The sequence below is a fragment of the Dietzia sp. CQ4 genome (genome assembly GCF_014145125.1).
In the GTDB taxonomy this organism is placed as follows: Bacteria; Actinomycetota; Actinomycetes; order Mycobacteriales; family Mycobacteriaceae; genus Dietzia; species Dietzia natronolimnaea.
Genome location: NZ_JAALDZ010000221.1, coordinates 1 through 19,585 on the forward strand (window position 1 = coordinate 1; position 19,585 = coordinate 19,585).

General features: G+C 71.9%; 15 protein-coding genes, 1 other RNA gene and 2 pseudogenes. 15 read left to right on the forward strand and 3 right to left on the reverse strand.

What is annotated here, in order from left to right; all coding sequences use genetic code 11:
• The 10 genes and pseudogenes from cobC to G6031_RS12800 all read left to right on the forward strand — a co-directional run.
• Positions 1–883 (forward strand): Rv2231c family pyridoxal phosphate-dependent protein CobC (gene cobC / locus G6031_RS12755; protein WP_182653458.1); only part of this gene is annotated, 883 nt, incomplete at its 5' end.
• On the forward strand, positions 880–2,037 hold the full coding sequence (locus G6031_RS12760; protein WP_179524998.1) for a Nif3-like dinuclear metal center hexameric protein: 1,158 nt from the start codon (positions 880–882) through the stop codon (positions 2,035–2,037). The genes cobC and G6031_RS12760, both read left to right, overlap by 4 nt.
• An 11-nt stretch (positions 2,038–2,048) precedes the next feature.
• The gene (locus tag G6031_RS12765) at positions 2,049–2,780 is read left to right on the forward strand and encodes a C4-type zinc ribbon domain-containing protein (protein ID WP_179524999.1); all 732 of its coding nucleotides are present in this window, start codon (positions 2,049–2,051) and stop codon (positions 2,778–2,780) included.
• Between the two features lie 8 nt (positions 2,781–2,788).
• Positions 2,789–3,424 (forward strand): annotated as a pseudogene (locus G6031_RS12770) (histidine phosphatase family protein); the annotation flags it as partial.
• Between the two features lie 15 nt (positions 3,425–3,439).
• Positions 3,440–3,867, forward strand: an RNA gene (rnpB, locus tag G6031_RS12775) — RNase P RNA component class A.
• Positions 3,868–3,960: 93 nt separating this feature from the next.
• On the forward strand, positions 3,961–4,698 hold the full coding sequence (locus G6031_RS12780; protein WP_179525001.1) for a PaaX family transcriptional regulator C-terminal domain-containing protein: 738 nt from the start codon (positions 3,961–3,963) through the stop codon (positions 4,696–4,698).
• Between the two features lie 84 nt (positions 4,699–4,782).
• Entirely contained in the window at positions 4,783–6,429 is a 1,647-nt protein-coding gene (locus G6031_RS12785; protein ID WP_182653460.1) for an acyl-CoA dehydrogenase family protein, read from the forward strand.
• Between the two features lie 5 nt (positions 6,430–6,434).
• Positions 6,435–7,238, forward strand: a complete 804-nt coding sequence (locus G6031_RS12790; RefSeq protein WP_347238495.1) for a crotonase/enoyl-CoA hydratase family protein — start codon at positions 6,435–6,437, stop codon at positions 7,236–7,238.
• Positions 7,235–8,203: a crotonase/enoyl-CoA hydratase family protein gene (locus tag G6031_RS12795; protein WP_182653461.1), complete on the forward strand. Its 969-nt coding sequence runs from the start codon at positions 7,235–7,237 to the stop codon at positions 8,201–8,203. Before G6031_RS12790 ends, G6031_RS12795 begins: the two co-directional genes overlap by 4 nt.
• Positions 8,204–8,275: 72 nt before the next feature.
• Complete coding sequence (locus G6031_RS12800) at positions 8,276–8,449, forward strand: SPOR domain-containing protein (protein WP_182610482.1); 174 nt, start codon at positions 8,276–8,278, stop codon at positions 8,447–8,449.
• A gap of 99 nt (positions 8,450–8,548) precedes the next feature.
• Here the strand turns inward: G6031_RS12800 and G6031_RS12805 are convergent, their stop codons facing one another.
• Positions 8,549–10,183 carry a CYTH and CHAD domain-containing protein gene (locus G6031_RS12805; RefSeq protein WP_179525005.1) on the reverse strand — a complete coding sequence of 545 codons (1,635 nt, stop codon included), beginning with the start codon at positions 10,181–10,183 and terminating at the stop codon, positions 8,549–8,551.
• A 127-nt stretch (positions 10,184–10,310) separates the two neighbouring features.
• Between G6031_RS12805 and G6031_RS12810 the strand changes: the two genes are divergently transcribed.
• Together G6031_RS12810 and G6031_RS12815 are read left to right on the forward strand one after the other, a co-directional pair.
• Entirely contained in the window at positions 10,311–11,819 is a 1,509-nt protein-coding gene (locus G6031_RS12810; protein ID WP_182616380.1) for an FAD-dependent oxidoreductase, read from the forward strand.
• A gap of 65 nt (positions 11,820–11,884) precedes the next feature.
• A complete protein-coding gene (locus G6031_RS12815; protein WP_179526209.1) occupies positions 11,885–12,703 on the forward strand; it encodes an SDR family NAD(P)-dependent oxidoreductase in 819 nt (272 codons plus the stop codon).
• 32 nt (positions 12,704–12,735) lie between these two features.
• Here G6031_RS12815 and pip read toward each other — a convergent pair whose 3' ends face one another.
• Both pip and panB read right to left on the reverse strand, forming a co-directional pair.
• Positions 12,736–13,731 carry a prolyl aminopeptidase gene (pip, locus tag G6031_RS12820; protein WP_179525007.1) on the reverse strand — a complete coding sequence of 332 codons (996 nt, stop codon included), beginning with the start codon at positions 13,729–13,731 and terminating at the stop codon, positions 12,736–12,738.
• Positions 13,732–13,748: 17 nt separating this feature from the next.
• Complete coding sequence (gene panB, locus G6031_RS12825; protein WP_182653462.1) at positions 13,749–14,612, reverse strand: 3-methyl-2-oxobutanoate hydroxymethyltransferase; 864 nt, start codon at positions 14,610–14,612, stop codon at positions 13,749–13,751.
• Positions 14,613–14,837: 225 nt separating this feature from the next.
• On the opposite strand from panB, the gene glnA reads away from it, so the two are divergent.
• From glnA to G6031_RS12840, 3 genes and pseudogenes are all read left to right on the forward strand, one after another.
• Positions 14,838–16,178, forward strand: coding sequence for a type I glutamate--ammonia ligase (gene glnA, locus G6031_RS12830; RefSeq protein ID WP_179525009.1), 1,341 nt, complete (start codon positions 14,838–14,840; stop codon positions 16,176–16,178).
• A 19-nt stretch (positions 16,179–16,197) separates the two neighbouring features.
• Complete coding sequence (locus G6031_RS12835; RefSeq protein WP_182653463.1) at positions 16,198–19,290, forward strand: bifunctional [glutamine synthetase] adenylyltransferase/[glutamine synthetase]-adenylyl-L-tyrosine phosphorylase; 3,093 nt, start codon at positions 16,198–16,200, stop codon at positions 19,288–19,290.
• Positions 19,291–19,360: 70 nt separating this feature from the next.
• Positions 19,361–19,585: pseudogene (locus G6031_RS12840) on the forward strand (hypothetical protein); the annotation flags it as partial.

The following is a 19,585-nucleotide window of genomic DNA, read 5'->3' on the forward strand; positions in this document are numbered from 1 at the left end:
GGCCGCTGTCGCCGCCCGTCACGGGGTGGGGCCCGAGGGCGTGCTGTTGCTGGCCGGGGCCTCGGAGGGGTTCCACCTGCTCGCCGACCACGCGGCCCGCCGGGGCCTGCGCGCCGCCGTGCTGCACCCCTCGTTCACGGAGCCGGAGGTCGAACTGCGGCGGGCCGGTGTCGCGGTCGACAGGGTGATCCTGCCCCCGCCGTACCGTCTCGATCCGGCACTCGTACCCGACGAGGCCGACCTCGTCGTCGTCGGCAATCCCACCAACCCCACCTCGGTCCTCCACCCCAGGGCGACCGTCGCGGCGTTGTGCCGCCCCGGTCGTGTGACGGTCGTGGACGAGGCGTTCTGTGATGTGGTGTCCGACGAGGCCGGGCACACCCTGGCCGGCGCCGGGTTGCCCGGCCTGGTGGTGCTGAGATCGTTGACCAAGACGTGGGCGCTCGCGGGACTGCGGGTGGGCTACGCCGTGGGGGATCCGTCGGTTCTGACCGAGCTCGCCGCGGCCCGGCCGCACTGGCCCCTCGGGACGCTGCAACTCGAAGCGATCCGGGCCTGCCTGGGTTCCGTGGCCGACCGCGAGCTGGCGGCGGCACGTGCGCAGGTGGTGGCCGAACGCCGGGCGATGGTGGCCTCCCTCTCCGCCGCGGGGATCACTGTCGTCGTGCCCCCCGACGCGCCGTTCATCCTGGTGCGTACCCCGGACGGGGCGGATCCCGTCGCCTTCCGTGCGGGTCTGGCGCGCCGGGGGATCGCGACCCGCCGCGGGGACACCTTCCCCGGGCTCGACGCCACCCACCTGCGCCTGGCGGTGCGCGACGGCAGGATGGTGGACGGACTCGTCCGCGCGTGGCGGGCGGAGCGGGAAGGGGATCGACGATGACCACCGGTGGGCCCACCCTGGCCGACGTGATCGACCTGCTGGAGCACGCGTACCCGCCGCGGTTGGCCGAGTCCTGGGACCGTGTCGGTCTGGTCGCGGGCGACCCGTCCGCACAGGTCGGGACGGTCGTGGTGGCCGTCGACGCCACCGACGCGGTGGTCGACCACGCGCTCGCCCTGGGTGCCGATCTGCTCCTGGTCCACCACCCGCCCCTGCTGCGGGGGGTGCACTCGATCGCCGCCGACACCCCCAAGGGCCGCCTGCTGCACCGTCTGGTCCTGGGCGGCTGCGCCCTGTACGCCGCCCACACCAACGCCGACTCCGCGCGGCCCGGCGTCAACGACGCGCTCGCCGAGACGCTGGGTCTGAGCCCCGGCAGGCCGCTCGTCCCGACCGGTGACGGCACCGTCGACAGATGGGTGGTGACGGTTCCCGACGACGACGTCGAGGACCTCCTCCACGCGGTCTTCGCCGCCGGGGCCGGCCGGATGAGCGGGTACACCGAGTGCTCGTTCTCCGTGCCGGGCACCGGTCGCTTCCGCCCCGGCGACGGTACGGACCCGACGATCGGCGTGATCGGCGAGCCGGAGCGGGTCTCCGAGACGCGGGTCGAGTTCGTGGCGCCACCCGGACTCAGATCCGAGGTCCGCCGGGCGGTCACGGCCGCGCACCCGTACGAGGTTCCCGCCATGGACGTGCTGATCAACCACGCGGGGCCCGGCCCGGGCCCCGAGGACACCGGTCTCGGTCGCGTCTGCGACCTGGCGGAGCCGATGTCGCTCGCGGAGTTCACCGCTCTCGTGAGTGCCCGGCTGCCGCGGACACGGTGGGGGGTCCGTGCCGCCGGTGACCCGCACACGGAGATCAGGAGGGTCGCGCTGTGCGGGGGTTCGGGCGATTCCCTGCTGGGTGCGGCACGGGCCGCGGGGGCGGATGTGTACCTCACCGGAGACCTGCGTCACCACGTGGTCGACGAACACCTCAGGGAGGGCGGACCGGCCCTGGTGGACGCCGCGCACTGGGCGCTCGAGTTCCCGTGGTGTGCGCAGGCCGCGGCCCTGGTGGAGGAGGGGGTCGGGGTGGCGGCGACGGTGTGCGACCTGCGCACCGACCCGTGGACGGTGGCGTCGGGGGGAGAGGGCGACGGGCGGTAGTCTTGGCCCTCATGAAGGCCGATCCCACCGTCCAGCGTCGACTCGTCGACATCGCCGAGCTCGACCTGCGCCTGGGCTCCCTCGCGCACCGGCGGAGATCACTCCCGGAACAGGGTGTCCTGGACACGCTCGAGGCCGAGCGGCGTGCGGCCGTGGAGTCCGCGGCGCGGGCCCGGATCCACGTGGAGGATCTGGACCGGGCGATCGCCAAGCTGAGCTCGGATCTCGACGCCGTGCGCAGGCGCCGCGCGAACGACGCCGACCTGCTGGCGGCCGGGGGGTTGTCCGACCGGCAGGCCACCGAGCTCGAGTACGAGCTCGGGTCGCTCCACCGCCGCGAGGAGAATCTCGTGGCCGAGCTCTCCGAACTGACCGAGCGCCACGAGGCCGTGGTCGCCGATGTCCGCCACTCCGGGGCGATCATCACCGACCTCGACGCCCGGCTGGGCATGGCCACCACCGTCCGCGACACCGCCCTCGCCGAACTCGAGGACTCCGTGACCGCCACGACCGCCGAACGGGCCCGCCAGGCCGAGGACCTGCCCCCCGATCTCCTCGACCTCTATTCCCGTAGTGCCGCGGAGGCGGGCGTGGGCGCGGCGATCCTCAACGGCGGCCGGTGCTCGGCGTGCGCGATGGATCTCGACCGCACCACGGTGTCCGCGTTCCGGACCGCTCCCGCCGACGAGGTCCTGACCTGCCCGGAGTGCGGCGTGATCGTGGTCCGCACGGACAACTCGTGAGCGGCGGTCCGGGCTGGACGGGGGCCGCCGGGAGGCCCACCCGGATCGTGCTCGCCCGCCACGGCCAGACCCCGCTCTCGGTGGACCGTCGCTATTCCGGCCAGGGCGACCCCGACCTCACCGACCTGGGGGTCGTGCAGGCCGAACGGACCGCCGACCGCCTGGCGCGAATCCCGGAGCTGTCCGCCGTGGTCTCGTCCCCCCTGCGCAGGTGTCTGGGCACGGCCAAGCGCGCCGCCGAGGCGGCGGGGGTCCCACTGGTGGTCGCGGACGACCTCATCGAGACCGACTTCGGGCAGTGGGAGGGCCTGACCTTCTCCGAGGCCGCCGAGCAGGACCCCGAACTGCACGCACGCTGGATGTCGGACACCGCCGTGCCTCCACCCGGGGGCGAGAGCTTCGCCGTGGTCCGCGCCCGGGTCGAACGGGGCCTGCGCCGGATCGTCGAGGAGAGCCCGGGCGGCGTGGTGGCGGTGGTCAGCCACGTCACCCCCATCAAGATGGCGATCCGCGCCGCTCTGGATGCCGGCGACGAGCTCCTCTTCCGGCTCCACCTGGATCTGGCCTCGGTGTCGGACGTGCGCTTCTACCCGGACGGGCCGACGTCGGTGCACCTGGTGAACGACACCTCGCACCTGGACTAGACTCCCCAGGGCGAACGAGTCGGCCGGACGGCCGCGGGCGGGGGAACCGGCGCCATCAGGCGGCAGGGCCCCGGTCCGAGGAAAGTCCGGACTCCACAGAGCAGGGTGGTTGTTAACGGCAACCCGGGGTGACCCGCGGGACAGTGCCACAGAAAACAGACCGCCGCGCCTGCGGGCGCGGTAAGGGTGAAACGGTGCGGTAAGAGCGCACCAGCGCCCCGGGCGACCGGGGCGGCTAGGTAAACCCCACCCGGAGCAAGGTCGAAGGCCGCACCGCCCGCGGTGCGGCTGCGCGGATGGAGTGCAGCGATGCACGGAAGGGCTGCTCGCCCGAGTCCGCGGGTGGACCGCTCGAGGTACCCGGTGACGGTGTGCCCAGATGGATGGTCGTCGCCCTCCGTACGCGGAGGGCACAGGATCCGGCTTACAGGCCGGCTCGTTCGCCCCGGCCCCTCCCCGCGGCCGTCCACGTGACGCCTGTTCGGGGCTGCTGATCGCCTGCGGCCGTGGAGGCCAGCGCGGATATCATTCCGACCATGCCCGCGCCCGCACGCCCGATGAAGCTCCCCGCGCGGTCGGCCGTGCTCAGTGCCCTTCTCGGTGCGCACCCCGCGGAGTCGACGGCGGCGGGCATCGTCGACGTGGCCGTGCGGCTCGGGTTCCAGGAATCGGCCGTGCGCGTCGCCCTGACCAGGATGGTCGCCTCGGGTGACCTCGAGCGGGACCGGGGGGTGTACCGACTCTCGCCCCGTCTCATCTCGAGGCAGGAGCGGCAGGATGCGGCGATCTCGCCCTCCCTGAAGCCCTGGGACCGTCAGTGGTCGATGCAGGTCGTCACGGTTCCGGCCGACGCGGCGACACGTCTGGCGACCCGATCCGAACTGACCGGGCTCCGGTACGCGGAGCTGCGCGAGGGGGTGTGGCTCCGGCCCGCCAACCTCGACGTCGTCCGTTCTGATGCATTGACGGCCAGGTCGGAGGAGTTCTCCTGTGTCCCCGCCGGCGACGTCGACGCCCTGACCTCACGCCTGTTCGACCCCGCGGGATGGGCACGCGACGGAGCGGCCCTTCTCGCCGCGGCCGAACGCGCCGACGAGATGTCCACGCGTTTCGAGGTGGCGGCCGCGACGGTCAGGCACATCCTGCACGACCCGCTCCTCCCCGCGGAGCTGCTGCCCGCCGACTGGCCCGGTGAGCGTCTCCGCGAGTCCTATCAGCGATTCCGTACCGATTTCGGCCGCTTCGCGAACGGCGTCCTGGGCGCGGGCACCTGACCGTGCGGGATGCGGTCCGGTCCGGGCGGATCGATGACTATTACACTCTAGATCTGACCGCAGGAGTTATGTAATACTCCGTCCATGGTGACGCACACGGTGACAAACCAGGTCCCGCCCCTGGTGGGGTACGACGCTGCCGAGCAGCCGGTGATCCTGGAGGCGCTCTCCCGGGCCGGGGCGGGACACGCGGTGGACGAACTGCACGAGGTCGGACGACTCGCCGGGTCCGCCGACGCCCTCGAGTGGGGCGACCGCGCGGAGGCCAACCCTCCGGTCCTCCGGACGCACGATCGGTACGGGAACCGGATCGACGAGGTCGACTACGATCCGGCCTACCACGAGCTGATGCGTCGCGCCGTCGGGTTCGGTCTGCACGGCGCCCCGTGGGTGGACCCCAGGCCCAACCCCCATCTGGTGCGCGCGGCCAAGACGAGTGTGTGGGGGCAGACGGACGCGGGTCACGGGTGTCCGATCTCGATGACCTACGCGGTGGTGCCGGCCCTACGCCGCGCTCCCGACCTCGCCGCGACGTTCGAACCGCTGCTGACGAGCGCCCACTACGACCCGGTTCTGGCCCCGCCGGCCACCAAGCCGGGTCTGACGGCCGGGATGTCGATGACCGAGAAGCAGGGCGGGTCGGACGTCCGCGCCAACACCACCCACGCGACCCGGAACTCCGACGGGACGTACTCGATCACCGGGCACAAGTGGTTCACCTCCGCACCGATGTCCGATCTCTTCCTGGTCCTCGCGCAGGCACCGGGTGGGCTCACGTGTTTCTGCGTCCCGCGGGTCCTGCCCGACGGCTCGCGCAACCCCTTCCTGCTGCAGCGTCTCAAGGACAAGCTCGGCAACCGGTCGAACGCCAGCAGCGAGGTCGAGTACGACCAGACGACCGGCTGGATGGTCGGGGACGAGGGCCGGGGCGTCGCGACGATCATCGAGATGGTCAACATGACCCGACTCGACTGCACACTCGGTACCGCCACGGGCATGCGGGTCGGGGTCGCGAACGCCGTCCACCACGCGATGCATCGCCGGGCCTTCGGGGCGGCCCTCGTCGACCAGCCGCTGATGCGCAACGTGCTGGCCGACCTCGCGGTGGAGGCCGAGGCGTCGACGACGGTCGCGCTCTGGCTCGCCGAACTCACCGACCTGGCCGACGCGGGAGACCGGGAGGCCGACGCCCTCCGACGGATCGGCCTCGCCGTCAGCAAGTACCACGTGTGCAAGCGCGGACCGATCCACGCGGCGGAGGCCCTGGAGTGTCTGGGCGGCAACGGGTACGTGGAGGACTCCCGGATGCCGAGGCTCTACCGGGAGGCTCCACTGCTGTCGGTCTGGGAGGGCTCGGGCAACGTCGCGGCTCTGGACGTGCTGCGGGCCATGGCGAAGCAGCCGGAGACGGTCGAGGCGTTCCTCGGGGCCGTCTCCTCCGCCCGCGGGGCGGACTCCCGACTGGACGGCGCCGTCGATCGCCTGGGCGGGACGTTGACCGCCGTCGCCGCCGGGCGGCCCGAGGAGGCGCAGTACGTCGCGCGCCGGGTGGTCGGGGACATGGCGATGATCCTGCAGGGCTACCTGCTGCTCCGCCACGGCCACCCGGCGGTCGCAGACGCCTTCCTCGTCAGCAGGCTGGGGGCCGATCGCGGGGATGTCCTCGGCACGCTGCCGACCGGCGTGGACACCTCCGCGATTCTCGACCGCGTCACCCCGAAGGTCGGGTGAGGGCCGTGGAGAACGTCCCGGGCGTGACGGTCTCGATTCAGGGTCCGGTGACCGTGATCGGCATCGACCGACCGGACGTCCGCAACGCCGTCGACAGGCCCACCGCGCAGGCGCTCGCCGACGCGTTCCGGGCCTTCGACGCGGACCCCGGCTCCTCCGTGGCCGTGCTGCACGGCGAGAACGGGACCTTCTGCGCAGGTGCCGACCTCAAGGCGATCGCGGGCGACGCGGGGAACCGGGTCGCCGCGGACGGGGACGGTCCCATGGGGCCGACGAGGCTCCGACTGGGCAAACCGGTCATCGCTGCCCTGTCGGGCCACGCGGTGGCCGGCGGCCTCGAACTCGCCCTGTGGGCCGATCTGCGGGTCGCGGAGGAGAGCGCGGTGCTGGGCGTCTTCTGCCGCCGCTGGGGAGTGCCGCTCATCGACGGCGGGACCGTCCGCCTGCCGCGACTGATCGGGACGAGCCGCGCGATGGACCTCGTGCTCACCGGCCGCCCGGTGAGTGCTTCAGAGGCCTTGGACATCGGCCTGGTGAACCGGGTGGTGGCCGACGGCACGGCGTTGACGGCAGCCATCGACCTGGCCACCGAGATCTCGCGGTTCCCCCAGGAGTGCATGCGACGGGACCGGCTGTCGCTGCTGGAACAGGAGGGCCTCGACGAGGAGGCGGCGATCAGGAACGAGTATGACCACGGCCTGATCTCGCTGCAGGCCGGGGCGGTCGCGGGCGCGGCGCGGTTCGCCGACGGAGCCGGGCGTCACGGCTCCTTCGGACCGGCACAGGCCACAGAGGAGACGGGCAGATGAACACCGATTACCGCACCCTGACCTACGAGGTGACCGGGGCGATCGCCCGGATCACCTTCGACCGCCCCGAGCACGGTAACGCCATCACGAGCGACACCCCGATCGAACTCGCGTCCGCCGTCGAGCGCGCCGACCTCGACCCGGCGGTCCACGTGATCCTCCTGTCCGGGCGAGGGAAGGGGTTCTGTGGCGGCTACGACCTGTCGATCTTCGCCGAGGGGATGGCCCGCGACGCAGGCGACCCATCCGACCAATCCGACCCATCCGACGCCTCCGGCGAGGCCGGCGGATCCGTGCTCGATCCGGGCGTCCAGGCCCGCAACCACGACCCGCGCGTCACGTGGGACCCGATGGTCGACTACGCGATGATGAGCCGGTTCAACCGCGGATTCTCCAGCCTCCTGCACGCGAACAAACCGACCGTGGCCAAGTTGCACGGATTCGCGGTGGCGGGCGGCACCGACATCGCGCTGTTCGCCGACCTGATCGTCTGCGCCGACGACACCCGGATCGGGTACCCGCCCGCCCGGGTCTGGGGAATCCCGGCGTCCGGGATGTGGGCGCACCGGCTCGGCGACCAACGCGCCAAGCGCCTGCTGTTCACAGGCGACCTCATCACGGGGCGGCAGGCACACGAGTGGGGGCTCGCGATCGACGCACCTCCGCCGGAGGAACTGGACGACCGCACCGAGGACCTCGTCGGGCGGATCGCGCGGATGCCGGTCAACCAGCTCGTGATGGCCAAGCTGGCGTTGAACAGCGCCCTGCTGGCCCAGGGGGTGGCCAATTCAGGCATGATCAGCACCGTCTTCGACGGGATCGCCCGCCACACCCCGGAGGGATACGCCTTCCAGGCGAGGGCTGCGGCCGACGGCTTCCGGGAGGCGGTCCGGCGGCGAGACGAGCCGTTCGGTGACGCCAAGCCCCATGCCGGGCCCGGGGACTCGGCGACGACACGCCCGTAACCGGGGAATCCCGGACCCCGCCGCGAGTAGGCTCGGGACACAGGAACGCCGAGCGAACCCGGGAGGTCCGTCGTGACGGAAGAGCAGTGGTATTACGACATCGCCCTGGGCAAGGCGGTCCAGGGGAAGGTGACCAACTGGGACAACCGCATGGGTCCCTACGCCACCCGCGGTGAGGCGGAGGCGGCGCTGGCCAAGGCGAAGTCCCGCAACGAGGCGTGGGACGCCGAGGACGAGAAGGACTGAGACCGGGAGCGCTGAGACCGGCCGGACTCAGCCCCGGGCGCCCCACCGGGAACCCCGTGGGGCGCCCGTCGGGGCCGGGCGGCACTGCTCGCCGCCGCCCTATTTCTTGGTGCTCTTCTTCTTCCGCCGTCGCGCCGCGCGCCGGGACTCCGACAGTTCGCGGTAGGCCGCGGTGACGGTGGCCGCGTCGTTCTCGAACCCGTCGAGCGCGCGCTCGGAGAATCCGCGTTCGTGCTCATAGAGCACCCCGAATCCGAACGTCGACTCGCCCGCGGACTCCGCCCGCCTCGCGATCCGCCGGATCCACCTCCGGGCGGTCACGCTGTCCTGGACGTCTCCGAGCACCGTGTGCAGTCGCTGGCAGGCGGTGCGTAGCGGGGCGACGGTCAGCCCGTCCGACTCCCGTAGGGCGCCGACGTTGCGCCGCAGGGCCTTGGCGCGCTTGCGGACGACGTGGGTCAGCTCCTCCCGCTGGGCCAGGGTCAACTCGAGCGACTCGAGGTCGCGTTCGGTGCGGGTGCGGGCCTTGGTGAACTTGGCGAACTGCCGGTCCACCCCACGCAGGATCATGTCCTCGGCCTCGCGCCTGCGCTTCTTCGAGGTCGGTCCCGGCACGGACCCGTCAGACGACCCGGCGACCTCGGGCCCGGTGCCGGCGAGCTCGACGAGCAGGTGGAGCCGGTCGAGCAGGTCGAGGTACCGCTCGGAACCCAGTGCGGCCGTCACCCGCGCGCCGGCCCGCCGCTCCTCCGCCCCGAGCTCGACGCGGAGCCGCTGCCTGGTCAGCGTGCTCACCACGTCCTCCGGGTACCCGGCCGCCAGCTCCCCGAGCCGGTGGTCGACCACCTGGATGTCGCGCACCTTGCCCAGGACCGCGGCGAGCACCTTGAGCTCCTCGAGCACCGCGGCCAGGTCGACGTCCGTGTGTCCGGTCTCCGCCTCGAGCTCCTCGGCGAACGAGCTGATCGTGCTGCGGAGACCGCGGACCGCCACCCGCATCTGATGGACCCCCACCATCGTCACGCGTCGGGCGGCCGGGTCGTGGTCGAGTACCCGGTGGAGGTCCTCGCGCAGGGCGTCCCTCACGGCGGAGACGCCCCTGTCCGGAGGGTCGGGGAGGGGGCCGATGGCGCGGGCGAGTTTGGACGACGACGACGAGGTCGTGGCCCCCGCCGAGGTGCACGCGGTGGCGACGGCGGCGAGATGGTCCCGAGCCCGGGGCTGCGACGGATCGACCAGTTCGACCTCCCACTCCCGCCAGTCCCCGGCGGCGCCTGCGGTTGCGCCCTCGGCGACGAGGGAATCCGTCGTGACGTGGTCGTCACAGAACTCCACGACGGCGGTCCCCTCGCCGTCGCGCAGGAGCACGACGTGCCTCCGGTTGTCCACGCGGGCCACGGGCGCGAGAGGTCTGCGGCGGACCAGTCCCGCCACCGCGGCGACGAACTCGTCGGGGACGTCGTCTCCGTGATCCAGCGGGAGCCGCAGCTCCACCCGTCCCGCCTCGGACGGGAGTTTGAGGTGCCACCCCGCGTCGTCACCGCCGGTGCGGCGTCTGAGCGTGACCTTGTGGCGGGTGAGGGAGAGGTCGGCGGTGTCGTAGTACGTGGCGGAGAGCTCGTGCACCACCGGGTCGTCCGCCACCAGCGGGGCGAATGCGCTCGCGGCGGGGACCGGGGTGTCGGGCCCGACCTCGAACTTGCTCTCGATCTCCACCGTCTCGCTGATCGTCATGGACTGGTTGTATCAGGCCCGGGTGAACACGGCGTCCCCCTCGTCCCGACCGGCCCGCCACTCCTCGGACTTACTTGCGGGTAAGATCCCAGTGGTTCCGATCACATGCTCGTCGTTGGGAGAAGAAGTGGATCAGCCGACAACCGTCGACGTCCTCGTCGTGGGGGCCGGTTTCTCCGGTCTCGGGGCGGCCATCAGACTCGCCGAGGACGGAGTCGACGACGTGATCGTGGTCGAGCGGGGTTCCGACGTGGGCGGCACGTGGCGGGACAACTCCTACCCGGGGGCGGCGTGCGATGTGCCCTCCCACCTGTACTCCTACTCTTTCGCCCTCAACCCGGGGTGGTCGCGAGCGTTCTCCCCGCAGGGCGAGATCTACGACTACATCCGCCGCGTCACCCACGACACCGGCGTACGGGAGAAGATCAGGTTCGGCGTGGAGGTCACCGCCGCGCGCTTCGACGAGACCCGCGGTCGGTGGGCGGTGAGCACGACGGCAGGGGAGTACGACGCGAGGGTCCTGGTCCTGGGGGTCGGCGCGCTGTGCGAACCCCGGCTCCCGGAGATCGACGGGATCGACGACTTCGCCGGCCCCGTCTTCCACACGGCCCGCTGGGACCATTCGGTGCCCCTGGCCGGTCGACGCGTCGCGGTGATCGGTACCGGCGCCTCCGCCGTCCAGGTGGTGCCGTCCATAGCCCCGACCGTGGAGCATCTGGACGTCTATCAGCGCACCGCTCCCTGGGTTCTGCCCCGGATCGACCGGGAGTACCCGGGGTTCGAGAGGGCCCTCTACCGCAGGGTCCCCGGTCTCCAGCGCGCCGTCCGGGCGCTCCAGTACACCAGCCGCGAGTTCCAGGTGGTGGGACTGACCCGGACCCGTGCGGCCCTCGCCCCGATCAAGGCGATCGGGCGCGCGCACCTGGCCCTGTCGGTGCGCGACCCGGGTCTCCGGCGCAAGCTGACCCCGAACTTCGAGATCGGGTGCAAGCGCATCCTGCTGTCCAACACCTGGTACCGCGCGTTGACCCGGCGGAACGTCGACGTGGTGACCACTCCCATCAGCCGGGTGACCGAGGGCGGGATCGTCACCTCGGACGGCGCCGAGCACCCGGCGGACGTGCTGGTGGTGGCCACCGGGTTCCACGTCACGGACTCCCCGTTCTTCGAGCGCGTCCGGGACGCGGCAGGCCGGACCCTCGCGGACAAGTGGGCGAGCGAGGGGATGGAGGCGTACAAGGGCACCACGGTCGCGGGGTACCCCAACCTCTTCGTCCTGATGGGTCCCGCGACGGGTCTCGGTCACTCGTCGATGATCTACATGATCGAGTCCCAGCTGAACTACCTGGTGGACGCGATCCGCAGCATGCGCGACCGCGGTCTGCAGACGGTGGAGGTCCGCGAGGCGGTCCAGAACGCCTACAACCGCGAACTCCGCGAGAACACCGGGGAGACCGTCTGGGTGACCGGCTGCAAGAGCTGGTACCTGGACGCCAAGGGCAACGCCCCGGCCGTGTGGCCCGATTTCACCTTCTCCTACCGCAACCAGACGAGGGAGTTCGACCTGAGCGCCTACCGCCGGACCGCGATCGACGAACCCGCCGCGGTGCCGACCGGGCAGGGGGCACTCCGGTGAGCGCCCCGATCGGAAAGGCGATGGCGGCGCTGGGTGGGCTGACCGCCCGCCGTCCCCGCTGGCGGATGGACGGCAAGGTCGTCGTCATCACCGGTGCCGGTTCCGGCATCGGTCGCGAACTCGCACGTGAGGCGGCGCGCCGGGGAGCCCGGTTGGCGCTGAGCGACGTCGACGTCGACGGACTGGCCGAGACGGTGGGGCTGGTGGAGGCGGAGTCCTCGGTGGAGGTGCACTCCGACCGGCTCGACGTCACGGAGCAGGCCGCCCTCGCGGAGTACGCGGGCCGGGTGGTCGACCAGTTCGGCGTGGTCAACCTCGTCGTCAACAACGCCGGCATCGCGTTCACCGGGTCGGTCGAACAATCCGGGTACAAGGACATCGCCCGGGTGATGGACGTGGACTACTGGGGGGTCGTCCACGGCACGAAGGAGTTCCTGCCGCACCTCATCGCCTCCGGGGACGGGCACATCGTCAACATCTCCAGCATCTTCGCGATCCTCTCGGTGCCCACCCAGAACGCCTACAACGCGGCCAAGGCCGCGGTGCAACAGTTCACCGAGTCCCTGCGGATGGAGATGCTCGCCGCCGGCCACCCGGTGGACGTCACCTGCGTCCACCCCGGGGGCATCAGGACCGCGGTCGCCAGGAGCGCCGGCGCGGCCGAGGGCCTGGACAGCGCGACCTTCGCCACGATCTTCGACGCCAAGTTCGCGCGCACGGAGGCGTCGACGGCCGCGCGTGTGATCCTCGACGGCGTCGAACGGCGCCGAGCGAGGGTGCTGGTGGGCCCGGACGCGTACGTGATCGACGCGCTCGTCCGGTTGTTCCCGTCCGGCTACCAGAAGGGCACGGTGGCCGTCTCCCGCCACTTCGGGGTGATCTGACCCGACCATCCTCGCCGGGGTGGGAGGCGGGTTCAGGGTCGGAAGTGGTCGGTGGCCTCGAGCAGGTGATGTGTGGTGCCCGGTTCGGCCATCGCGTGCCCGGCGTCGGGGACGATGTGCAGCTCGGAGCCCGGCCAGGCCGCGTGCAGTTCCCACGCGCTCGTGACCGGGCAGACCACGTCGTAACGCCCGTGGACGATCACCGCGGGCAGGTGAGAGATCCTGTCCATGCGGTCCAGGATGGCGCGGCCGTCGAGGAACGCGTCGTTGACGAAGTAGTGGTTCTCGATGCGGGCGAAGGCCAGGGCGAACCTGTCGGCCTCGTCGTCGTCCCCGGTCCCGGGACGGGGGAGCAGCGTGGACGTCGTGGTCTCCCACCTCGTCCACGCTCGCGCTGCCCCGATCTCGATCGCCGGATCACCGCAGTGCAGGAGGCGGTGGTAGGCGGCCACGTGGTCGAAGCCCGCCCGGTGGACCGCGTCGGCTCCCTCGGCGGCCACGAGCGGCGCGAGGTAGCCCTCCCACGCGTCGGGGAAGAGGTGGGCGGCGCCGCCCCGGTAGAACCAGTCGATCTCCGACGGCCGGCAGAGGAAGATCCCTCGCAGGACCAGGCCGCGGACGCGATCCGGGTGCTCCTGCGCGTAGGCCAGCGCGAGCGTCGTCCCCCACGAGCCGCCGAACACGAGCCAGCGCTCGATCCCCAGGGCCTCGCGCAGACGCTCGAGGTCGGCGGTGAGATGCCACGTGGTGTTGACGGCGAGGTCCGCGCCGTCGGCGACGTGCGGCGCACTCCGGCCGCAGCCGCGCTGATCCACCAGGATGATGCGGTAGGACGCGGGGTCGAACATCCGGCGGTGCTCCGGGGTGGTCCCGCCGCCGGGACCGCCGTGGACGAACAGCACGGGGGAACCGTCCGGGTCTCCCGAGCACTCCCAGTAGAGGTGCTGACCGTCGCCCACGTCGAGCGTGCCGGTCTCGTACGGCTCGATCCGCGGGTACGGGGTGCGGAGCGTGGTCTGCTGGCTCATCGAGGCTGACGGCGCCGTCAGAAGGAGTGGTCCGGGCCGGGGAACTCGCGCGAACGGACCTCGTCGCCGTACTCCCGGGCGGCGTCGCGCAGCGTCTCGGCGAGCCGGGCGTAGCGCTTGACGAACTTGGCCGTCCGTCCGGTGCCGTGGCCCGCCATGTCCTGCCACACCAACACCTGCGCGTCGCACCCGTTCCCGGCGCCGATGCCGACCGTGGCGATGTCCAGCTCCGCGGTGACCTCGCGGGCGAGGTCGGCGGGGACCATCTCCATGACGACGGAGAAGGCCCCGGCCTCCTGCACGGCGCGGGCGTCGGCCCGCAGCTCGTCGGCGGCGTCCCCCCGCCCCTGGACGCGGAAGCCCCCCAGGCCGTTGACCGACTGGGGGGTGAAGCCGATGTGGGCCATCACGGGGATCCCGGCGTCCACGATCGCCCGGATCTGTGGGGCCATCCGCACGCCGCCCTCGAGCTTGACGGCCTGGGCGCCGCCCTCCTTCATCATCCGCGTGGCGGCGGCCACGGCCTGCACCGGGGAGGCCTCGTAACTACCGAACACCAGATCGGCCACGACCAGTGCCTTCGGCGCCCCCCGGGTCACGGCCCGCACCAGCGGGATCATCTCGTCCTCGGTGACGGGGACCGTGGTGTCGTACCCGTAGACCACGTTGGCCGCCGAGTCCCCGACCAGGAGGACCGGGATCCCGGCCTCCTGGAACACGCGCGCGGAGACGAAGTCGTAGGCGGTGAGCATCGGCCAGGGTTCCCCCGCGGCCTTGAGTTCGGCCAGGTGGTGGATCCGGGTCACCCGCGTCAGGCCCCGGGGTCCGGCGTCCGGGGTGCCACCGGAACCGTAGACCGGGGTGTCGGGGTTGTCGCTCATAACGGTGTGGCCTTCCTTCGGTGACCTCGAGGCCGGCGGGATGGCCGGTCCCCGGGTGGACAGGGGGCGGTGACGGACGCGGCCGTCGCCGACGAGTGTGCCACGAGCCGGGCGGCGTGGCTCGGCAGGCCATGGGGCGGGAGGCCCACGGGCGGGGGCCCAGGTGGGCGTGTCGGGGACCCGATGTCACACGCTCGTAACACGACAGGCACTAGGTTGGACGGCATGAACCGCCAGCAGGAGTACGTTCTGAGGACCTTGGAAGAGCGCGACATCCGGTTCGTCCGGCTCTGGTTCACCGACGTTCTCGGGACCTTGAAGTCAGTGGCCGTCGCCCCGGCAGAGCTCGAGGGGGCGTTCGGGGAGGGGATCGGCTTCGACGGCTCCGCCATCGAGGGGTTCTCGCGGGTGTCGGAGGCGGACACGGTCGCCAAGCCCGACCCCTCGACGTTCCAGGTCCTGCCGTGGGCACACGCCGACGGTGGCCAGCACTCGGCGCGCATCTTCTGCGACGTCTTCAACCCCGACGGCAGCCCGAGCTGGGCCGATCCGCGCCACGTGCTGCGCCGCCAGCTCAACAAGGCCGCCGACCTCGGCTTCTCCTGCTACGTGCACCCGGAGATCGAGTTCTTCCTCTTCAAAGACCTCGACACCAACGGTGCCGAGCCGGTTCCGACGGACAACGGCGGGTACTTCGACCAGGCCGTGCACGACTCCGCCCCGCACTTCCGGCGTCACGCGATCGAGGCGCTGGAGGCGATGGGCATCTCGGTGGAGTTCTCCCACCACGAGGGGGCACCGGGGCAGCAGGAGATCGACCTGCGCTACGCCGACGCACTGAGCATGGCGGACAACATCATGACCTTCCGCTACATCGTCAAGGAGGTGGCCATGAACAACGGGGTGTGGGCGTCGTTCATGCCCAAGCCCCTCCGGGACCACCCGGGTTCGGCCATGCACACGCACATGAGCCTGTTCGAGGGCGACACCAACGCGTTCCACGACGCGGACGACGAGTACCAGATGTCCACCACGGCGAAGTCGTTCGTGGCGGGCATCCTGCGTCACGCGCCGGAGTTCTCGGCCGTCACCAACCAGTGGGTCAACTCCTACAAGCGGCTCATCGGCGGCGGCGAGGCCCCCACCGCCGCCACCTGGGGCCGCGCCAACCGCTCGGCGCTGGTGCGGGTCCCCATGTACACGCCCAACAAGGCCTCCTCGCGGCGCATCGAGGTGCGGAGCCCGGACTCGGCGTGCAACCCGTACCTCGCGTACGCGGTGATGATCGCCGCCGGGATCAAGGGCGTCCAGGAGGGCTACGAGCTGCCGCCGGAGTCCGAGGACGACGTGTGGACCATGAGCCGGCGCGAGCGACGTGCGATGGGCTACACGGACCTACCGGGGAGCCTGGAGCAGGCCCTCGACGCCATGGAGGAGTCGGAGCTCGTCGCCGAGGCGCTCGGCGAGCACGTGTTCGAGTTCTTCCTGCGCAACAAGCGGCGTGAATGGCGGGAGTACCGCAACGAGGTGACCCCGTACGAGCTCCGCAACTACCTCGCGTTGTGACCGGACGGTCGAGGTGAGCATGGATTCGTCGCGGTCCAGGGTGCCCAGCCCGGGCAGGCTCGGACTGCTCGACCAGCGCGCCGGGGACTGGTTGGACTACCTGGGGTGGACCGACGAGGACGCGGTCCCGATGCTGTGGGCGCTCTCGCGCTCGCCCGACCCGGACCTCGCCCTGGGGGCGCTGGTCCGGCTCAGGGAGGCGCTGGCCGCCGAGGCGCAGGACGGCGGACCGACCACGGGTGGTGCGACCGCGGACGCCGGCGGGGACAGCGGTGTGGCCGCACTGGACTCGGCGCTCCGATCGGATCTCCGGTTGCGCGGACGCCTACTGGGACTGCTCGGCTCGTCCAGCGCGCTCGGGGACCATCTGGTCGCGCAGCCCACCCGCTGGGCGCTGCTCCGGTCGCCGCTGCCCTCCCGTGAGGACGTCCTGGCGGACATGCTGGGGGTGGTCGACGCCGTGCCCGAGGAGCCCGTCGAGGGCGCGCCCGCACCGTCCCAGTCCGCCGACCTGCGCAGCGTGGGAACCTATCGCGCCGCGGTCATCGGCGGCGCCGCGGTCAACGTGCTCCGGTCGGCCTACCGCGACCACGTGGCGCTCCTGGCCGCCCACGACGTGGCGTCCACGGTCGAGGACGAGCCGGTGCTGCGGTTCGCCGAGGTGGGTCGTCGCCTCGCCGATCTCGCGGACGCCGCGCTGACCGCCGCGCTCGCGGTGGCGGTCTCCACGGTGTACCCGGATTCGCCCATGCCCTGTCGCCTCGGCGTGGTGGCCATGGGCAAGGGCGGGGCCCGCGAACTCAACTACATCTCCGACGTGGACATCATCTTCGTCTCCGAACCCGCGGACGCCAAGACCGGTCGGGTGGCCGGGGAGATGATGCGCATCGGCTCGATGGCCTTCTTCGAGGTGGACGCCGCCCTGCGACCCGAGGGCAAGTCCGGAGAGCTGGTGCGGACGCTGGAGTCGCACGAGGCCTATTACAGGCGGTGGGCCAAGACGTGGGAGTTCCAGGCGCAGCTCAAGGCCCGGCCGATGACCGGCGACCTGGCCCTGGCCACCGAGTACTACGACACCGTGCACCCGCTGGTGTGGACGGCCTCCGAGCGGGACGACTTCGTGCACGACGTCCAGGCCATGCGCCGGCGGGTGGAGGAGAACGTCCCCGAGCCGCTCCGGGAGCGCGAGCTCAAGCTCGGGCGTGGGGGCCTGCGCGACGTGGAGTTCGCGGTCCAGCTCCTGCAACTGGTGCACGGTCGCACGGACGAGGAGCTGCGTGTCGCCAGCACGGTGGACGCGCTCGGGGCGCTCCGGGCGGGGGGATACATCGCGCGGGAGGACGGCGCCAACCTGGTGGCCGCCTACGAGTTCCTGCGACTTCTCGAGCACCGTCTCCAGCTCCAGCGCTACAAGCGCACCCATCTGCTCCCGGAGGACGGCGACCGGGAGGCGTACCGCTGGCTCGCCCGCGCCGCCCACATCCGGCCCAGCAGTCGGCACGACGCCGCGGAGGTCCTGCTCGAGCAGCTCCGTCAGGTCCGCAGCCGGGTGCGCAGGCTCCATTCCAAGCTGTTCTACCGCCCGCTGCTGGACTCGATCGCCGCCTACGACGCGGAGGCCCTGTCCCTGAGCTCCGAGGCGATGGAGCGGCAGCTGGCGGCACTGGGGTTCGGCGCACCGCGCCACGCACTCGGGCACCTCCGGGCCCTGGCCGGGCAGAACAACCGCCGCGGCCGGATCCAGGCGCTGCTCCTGCCCGCCTTCATGGAATGGCTCGCCGACACCCCGGACCCGGACGCCGGGCTGCTGGCCTACCGCAAGCTGTGTGAGGAGCACCAGGACGTCACCTGGTTCCTGCGCATCCTGCGGGACGACAGCATCGTGGCGCGCCGCCTGGTGACGGTGCTGGGCACCTCCGCGTTCGTCTCCGAACTCCTGCTCCGCAACCCCGAGGTGATCCCGGAGCTGACCGACGGCGCCGAGGGGCCCGTGCTCGTGGCCTCCAAGGTCTCCGACATCGCCTCCGCGCTGTCCGCCTCGGCGTCCCGTCACCGCACCCCCGAGAAGGTCATCGCCGCGGCGAGGTCGCTACGCCGGGCCGAGCTGGCCCGGATCGGCGCCGCGGACGTCCTGGGGTTGGTCTCCGTGCCGGAGGTCGGCAAGCGCCTGTCCGCCGTGTGGCGGGCGGTGCTCGAGGCGTCCCTCGCGGCCGTGATGAGGGACATGGCTCCCGAGGGCCAGGCGCCGCCGGCCCGACTCGCGTACATCGGGATGGGGCGGCTCGGCGGGGACGAGTTGTCGTACGGATCCGATGCGGACGTGATGATCGTGTGCGATCCGGTGGAGGGCGTCGCCGAGGACGTCGCCGTCAGGTGGGCCGTCCAGGTGGCCGAACGGGTGGGCAGGCTGCTCTCCTCGCCGTCGTCGGACCCCCCGCTCGACCTCGACGCCGACCTTCGACCGGAGGGCCGCAACGGACCACTGGTACGGACGCTCGCGTCCTACCGCGCCTACTACTCCAAGTGGGCCGAGACGTGGGAGCTGCAGGCCCTGCTCCGGGCCGCGTTCGCGGCGGGGGATCGCGACCTGGGCCTGGACTTCCTGCACATGATCGACGAGTTCCGTTACCCGGCGGACGGGGTGCCGCCCAAGGTGGTGCAGGAGATCCGGCGGATGAAGGCGCGGATCGACACCGAGCGTCTGCCCAGAGGGGCCGACCCGGCCACGCACACCAAGCTCGGGCGCGGTGGCCTGGCGGACGTCGAGTGGTGCGCGCAGTTGCTCACGATGCAGCACGCGGCGCGGGTGCCGGGCCTGCACACCACCTCCACCCTGGAGGCGCTCGAGGCCGCGGCCGCCGCGGAGTTGCTCTCGGAGGGCGAGCGTGAGGCGCTGGTGCAGTCGTGGCTCATGGCCGCCCGCGCCCGCAACGCCCTGGTCCTGGCCCGCGGCAAGGCGGTCGACCAACTCCCCGGTCAGGGCAAGATCCTGGCGGCCGTGGCCAGCATCTGCGCAGGGTCCTCCGACGGCGCGGAGTTCCTCAACCAGTACCTCCGGGTCACCCGCCTCGGCCGCAAGGCCGTCGACCACGTCTTCTGGGGTGAGATCTGAGGCGTGTTCCGGGGTCGGACCAGGGTTGTCACCGATGCGCTCCGGGGCCGCGCGCCGATACCCTGGGGTCATGGCTGTGAAGATGAACCTCACCCTCACCCTCGACGGCGTCACCTACGGTGAGCTGTACGAGTTCGTCGACGCGGTCCGGGCGGCCGGCGTGCCCGCCGACGAACGCGTGCGCTGTCTGGGGTCCGACGATATGGGCGACCGCTTCGAGGTGGAGCTCGGCCCGGACCTGCGCCGGTCCGGGGCGGCCCGCGCGGCCTCGGGTGCGCTCGTCGGGGAGCCGGTC

Bases quoted from the DNA above. Each gene is read 5' to 3' on its own strand.
- G6031_RS12805 (WP_179525005.1), bottom strand. From the start codon at position 10,183: ATGACGATCAGCGAGACGGTGGAGATCGAGAGCAAGTTCGAGGTCGGG.
- pip (WP_179525007.1), bottom strand. From the start codon at position 13,731: ATGAGCCAGCAGACCACGCTCCGCACCCCGTACCCGCGGATCGAGCCG.
- G6031_RS12780 (WP_179525001.1), top strand. From the start codon at position 3,961: ATGCCCGCGCCCGCACGCCCGATGAAGCTCCCCGCGCGGTCGGCCGTG.
- G6031_RS12795 (WP_182653461.1), top strand. From the start codon at position 7,235: ATGAACACCGATTACCGCACCCTGACCTACGAGGTGACCGGGGCGATC.
- G6031_RS12815 (WP_179526209.1), top strand. From the start codon at position 11,885: ATGGACGGCAAGGTCGTCGTCATCACCGGTGCCGGTTCCGGCATCGGT.
- G6031_RS12785 (WP_182653460.1), top strand. From the start codon at position 4,783: ATGGTGACGCACACGGTGACAAACCAGGTCCCGCCCCTGGTGGGGTAC.
- G6031_RS12835 (WP_182653463.1), top strand. From the start codon at position 16,198: ATGGATTCGTCGCGGTCCAGGGTGCCCAGCCCGGGCAGGCTCGGACTG.
- panB (WP_182653462.1), bottom strand. From the start codon at position 14,612: ATGAGCGACAACCCCGACACCCCGGTCTACGGTTCCGGTGGCACCCCG.
- glnA (WP_179525009.1), top strand. From the start codon at position 14,838: ATGAACCGCCAGCAGGAGTACGTTCTGAGGACCTTGGAAGAGCGCGAC.
- G6031_RS12765 (WP_179524999.1), top strand. From the start codon at position 2,049: ATGAAGGCCGATCCCACCGTCCAGCGTCGACTCGTCGACATCGCCGAG.
- G6031_RS12760 (WP_179524998.1), top strand. From the start codon at position 880: ATGACCACCGGTGGGCCCACCCTGGCCGACGTGATCGACCTGCTGGAG.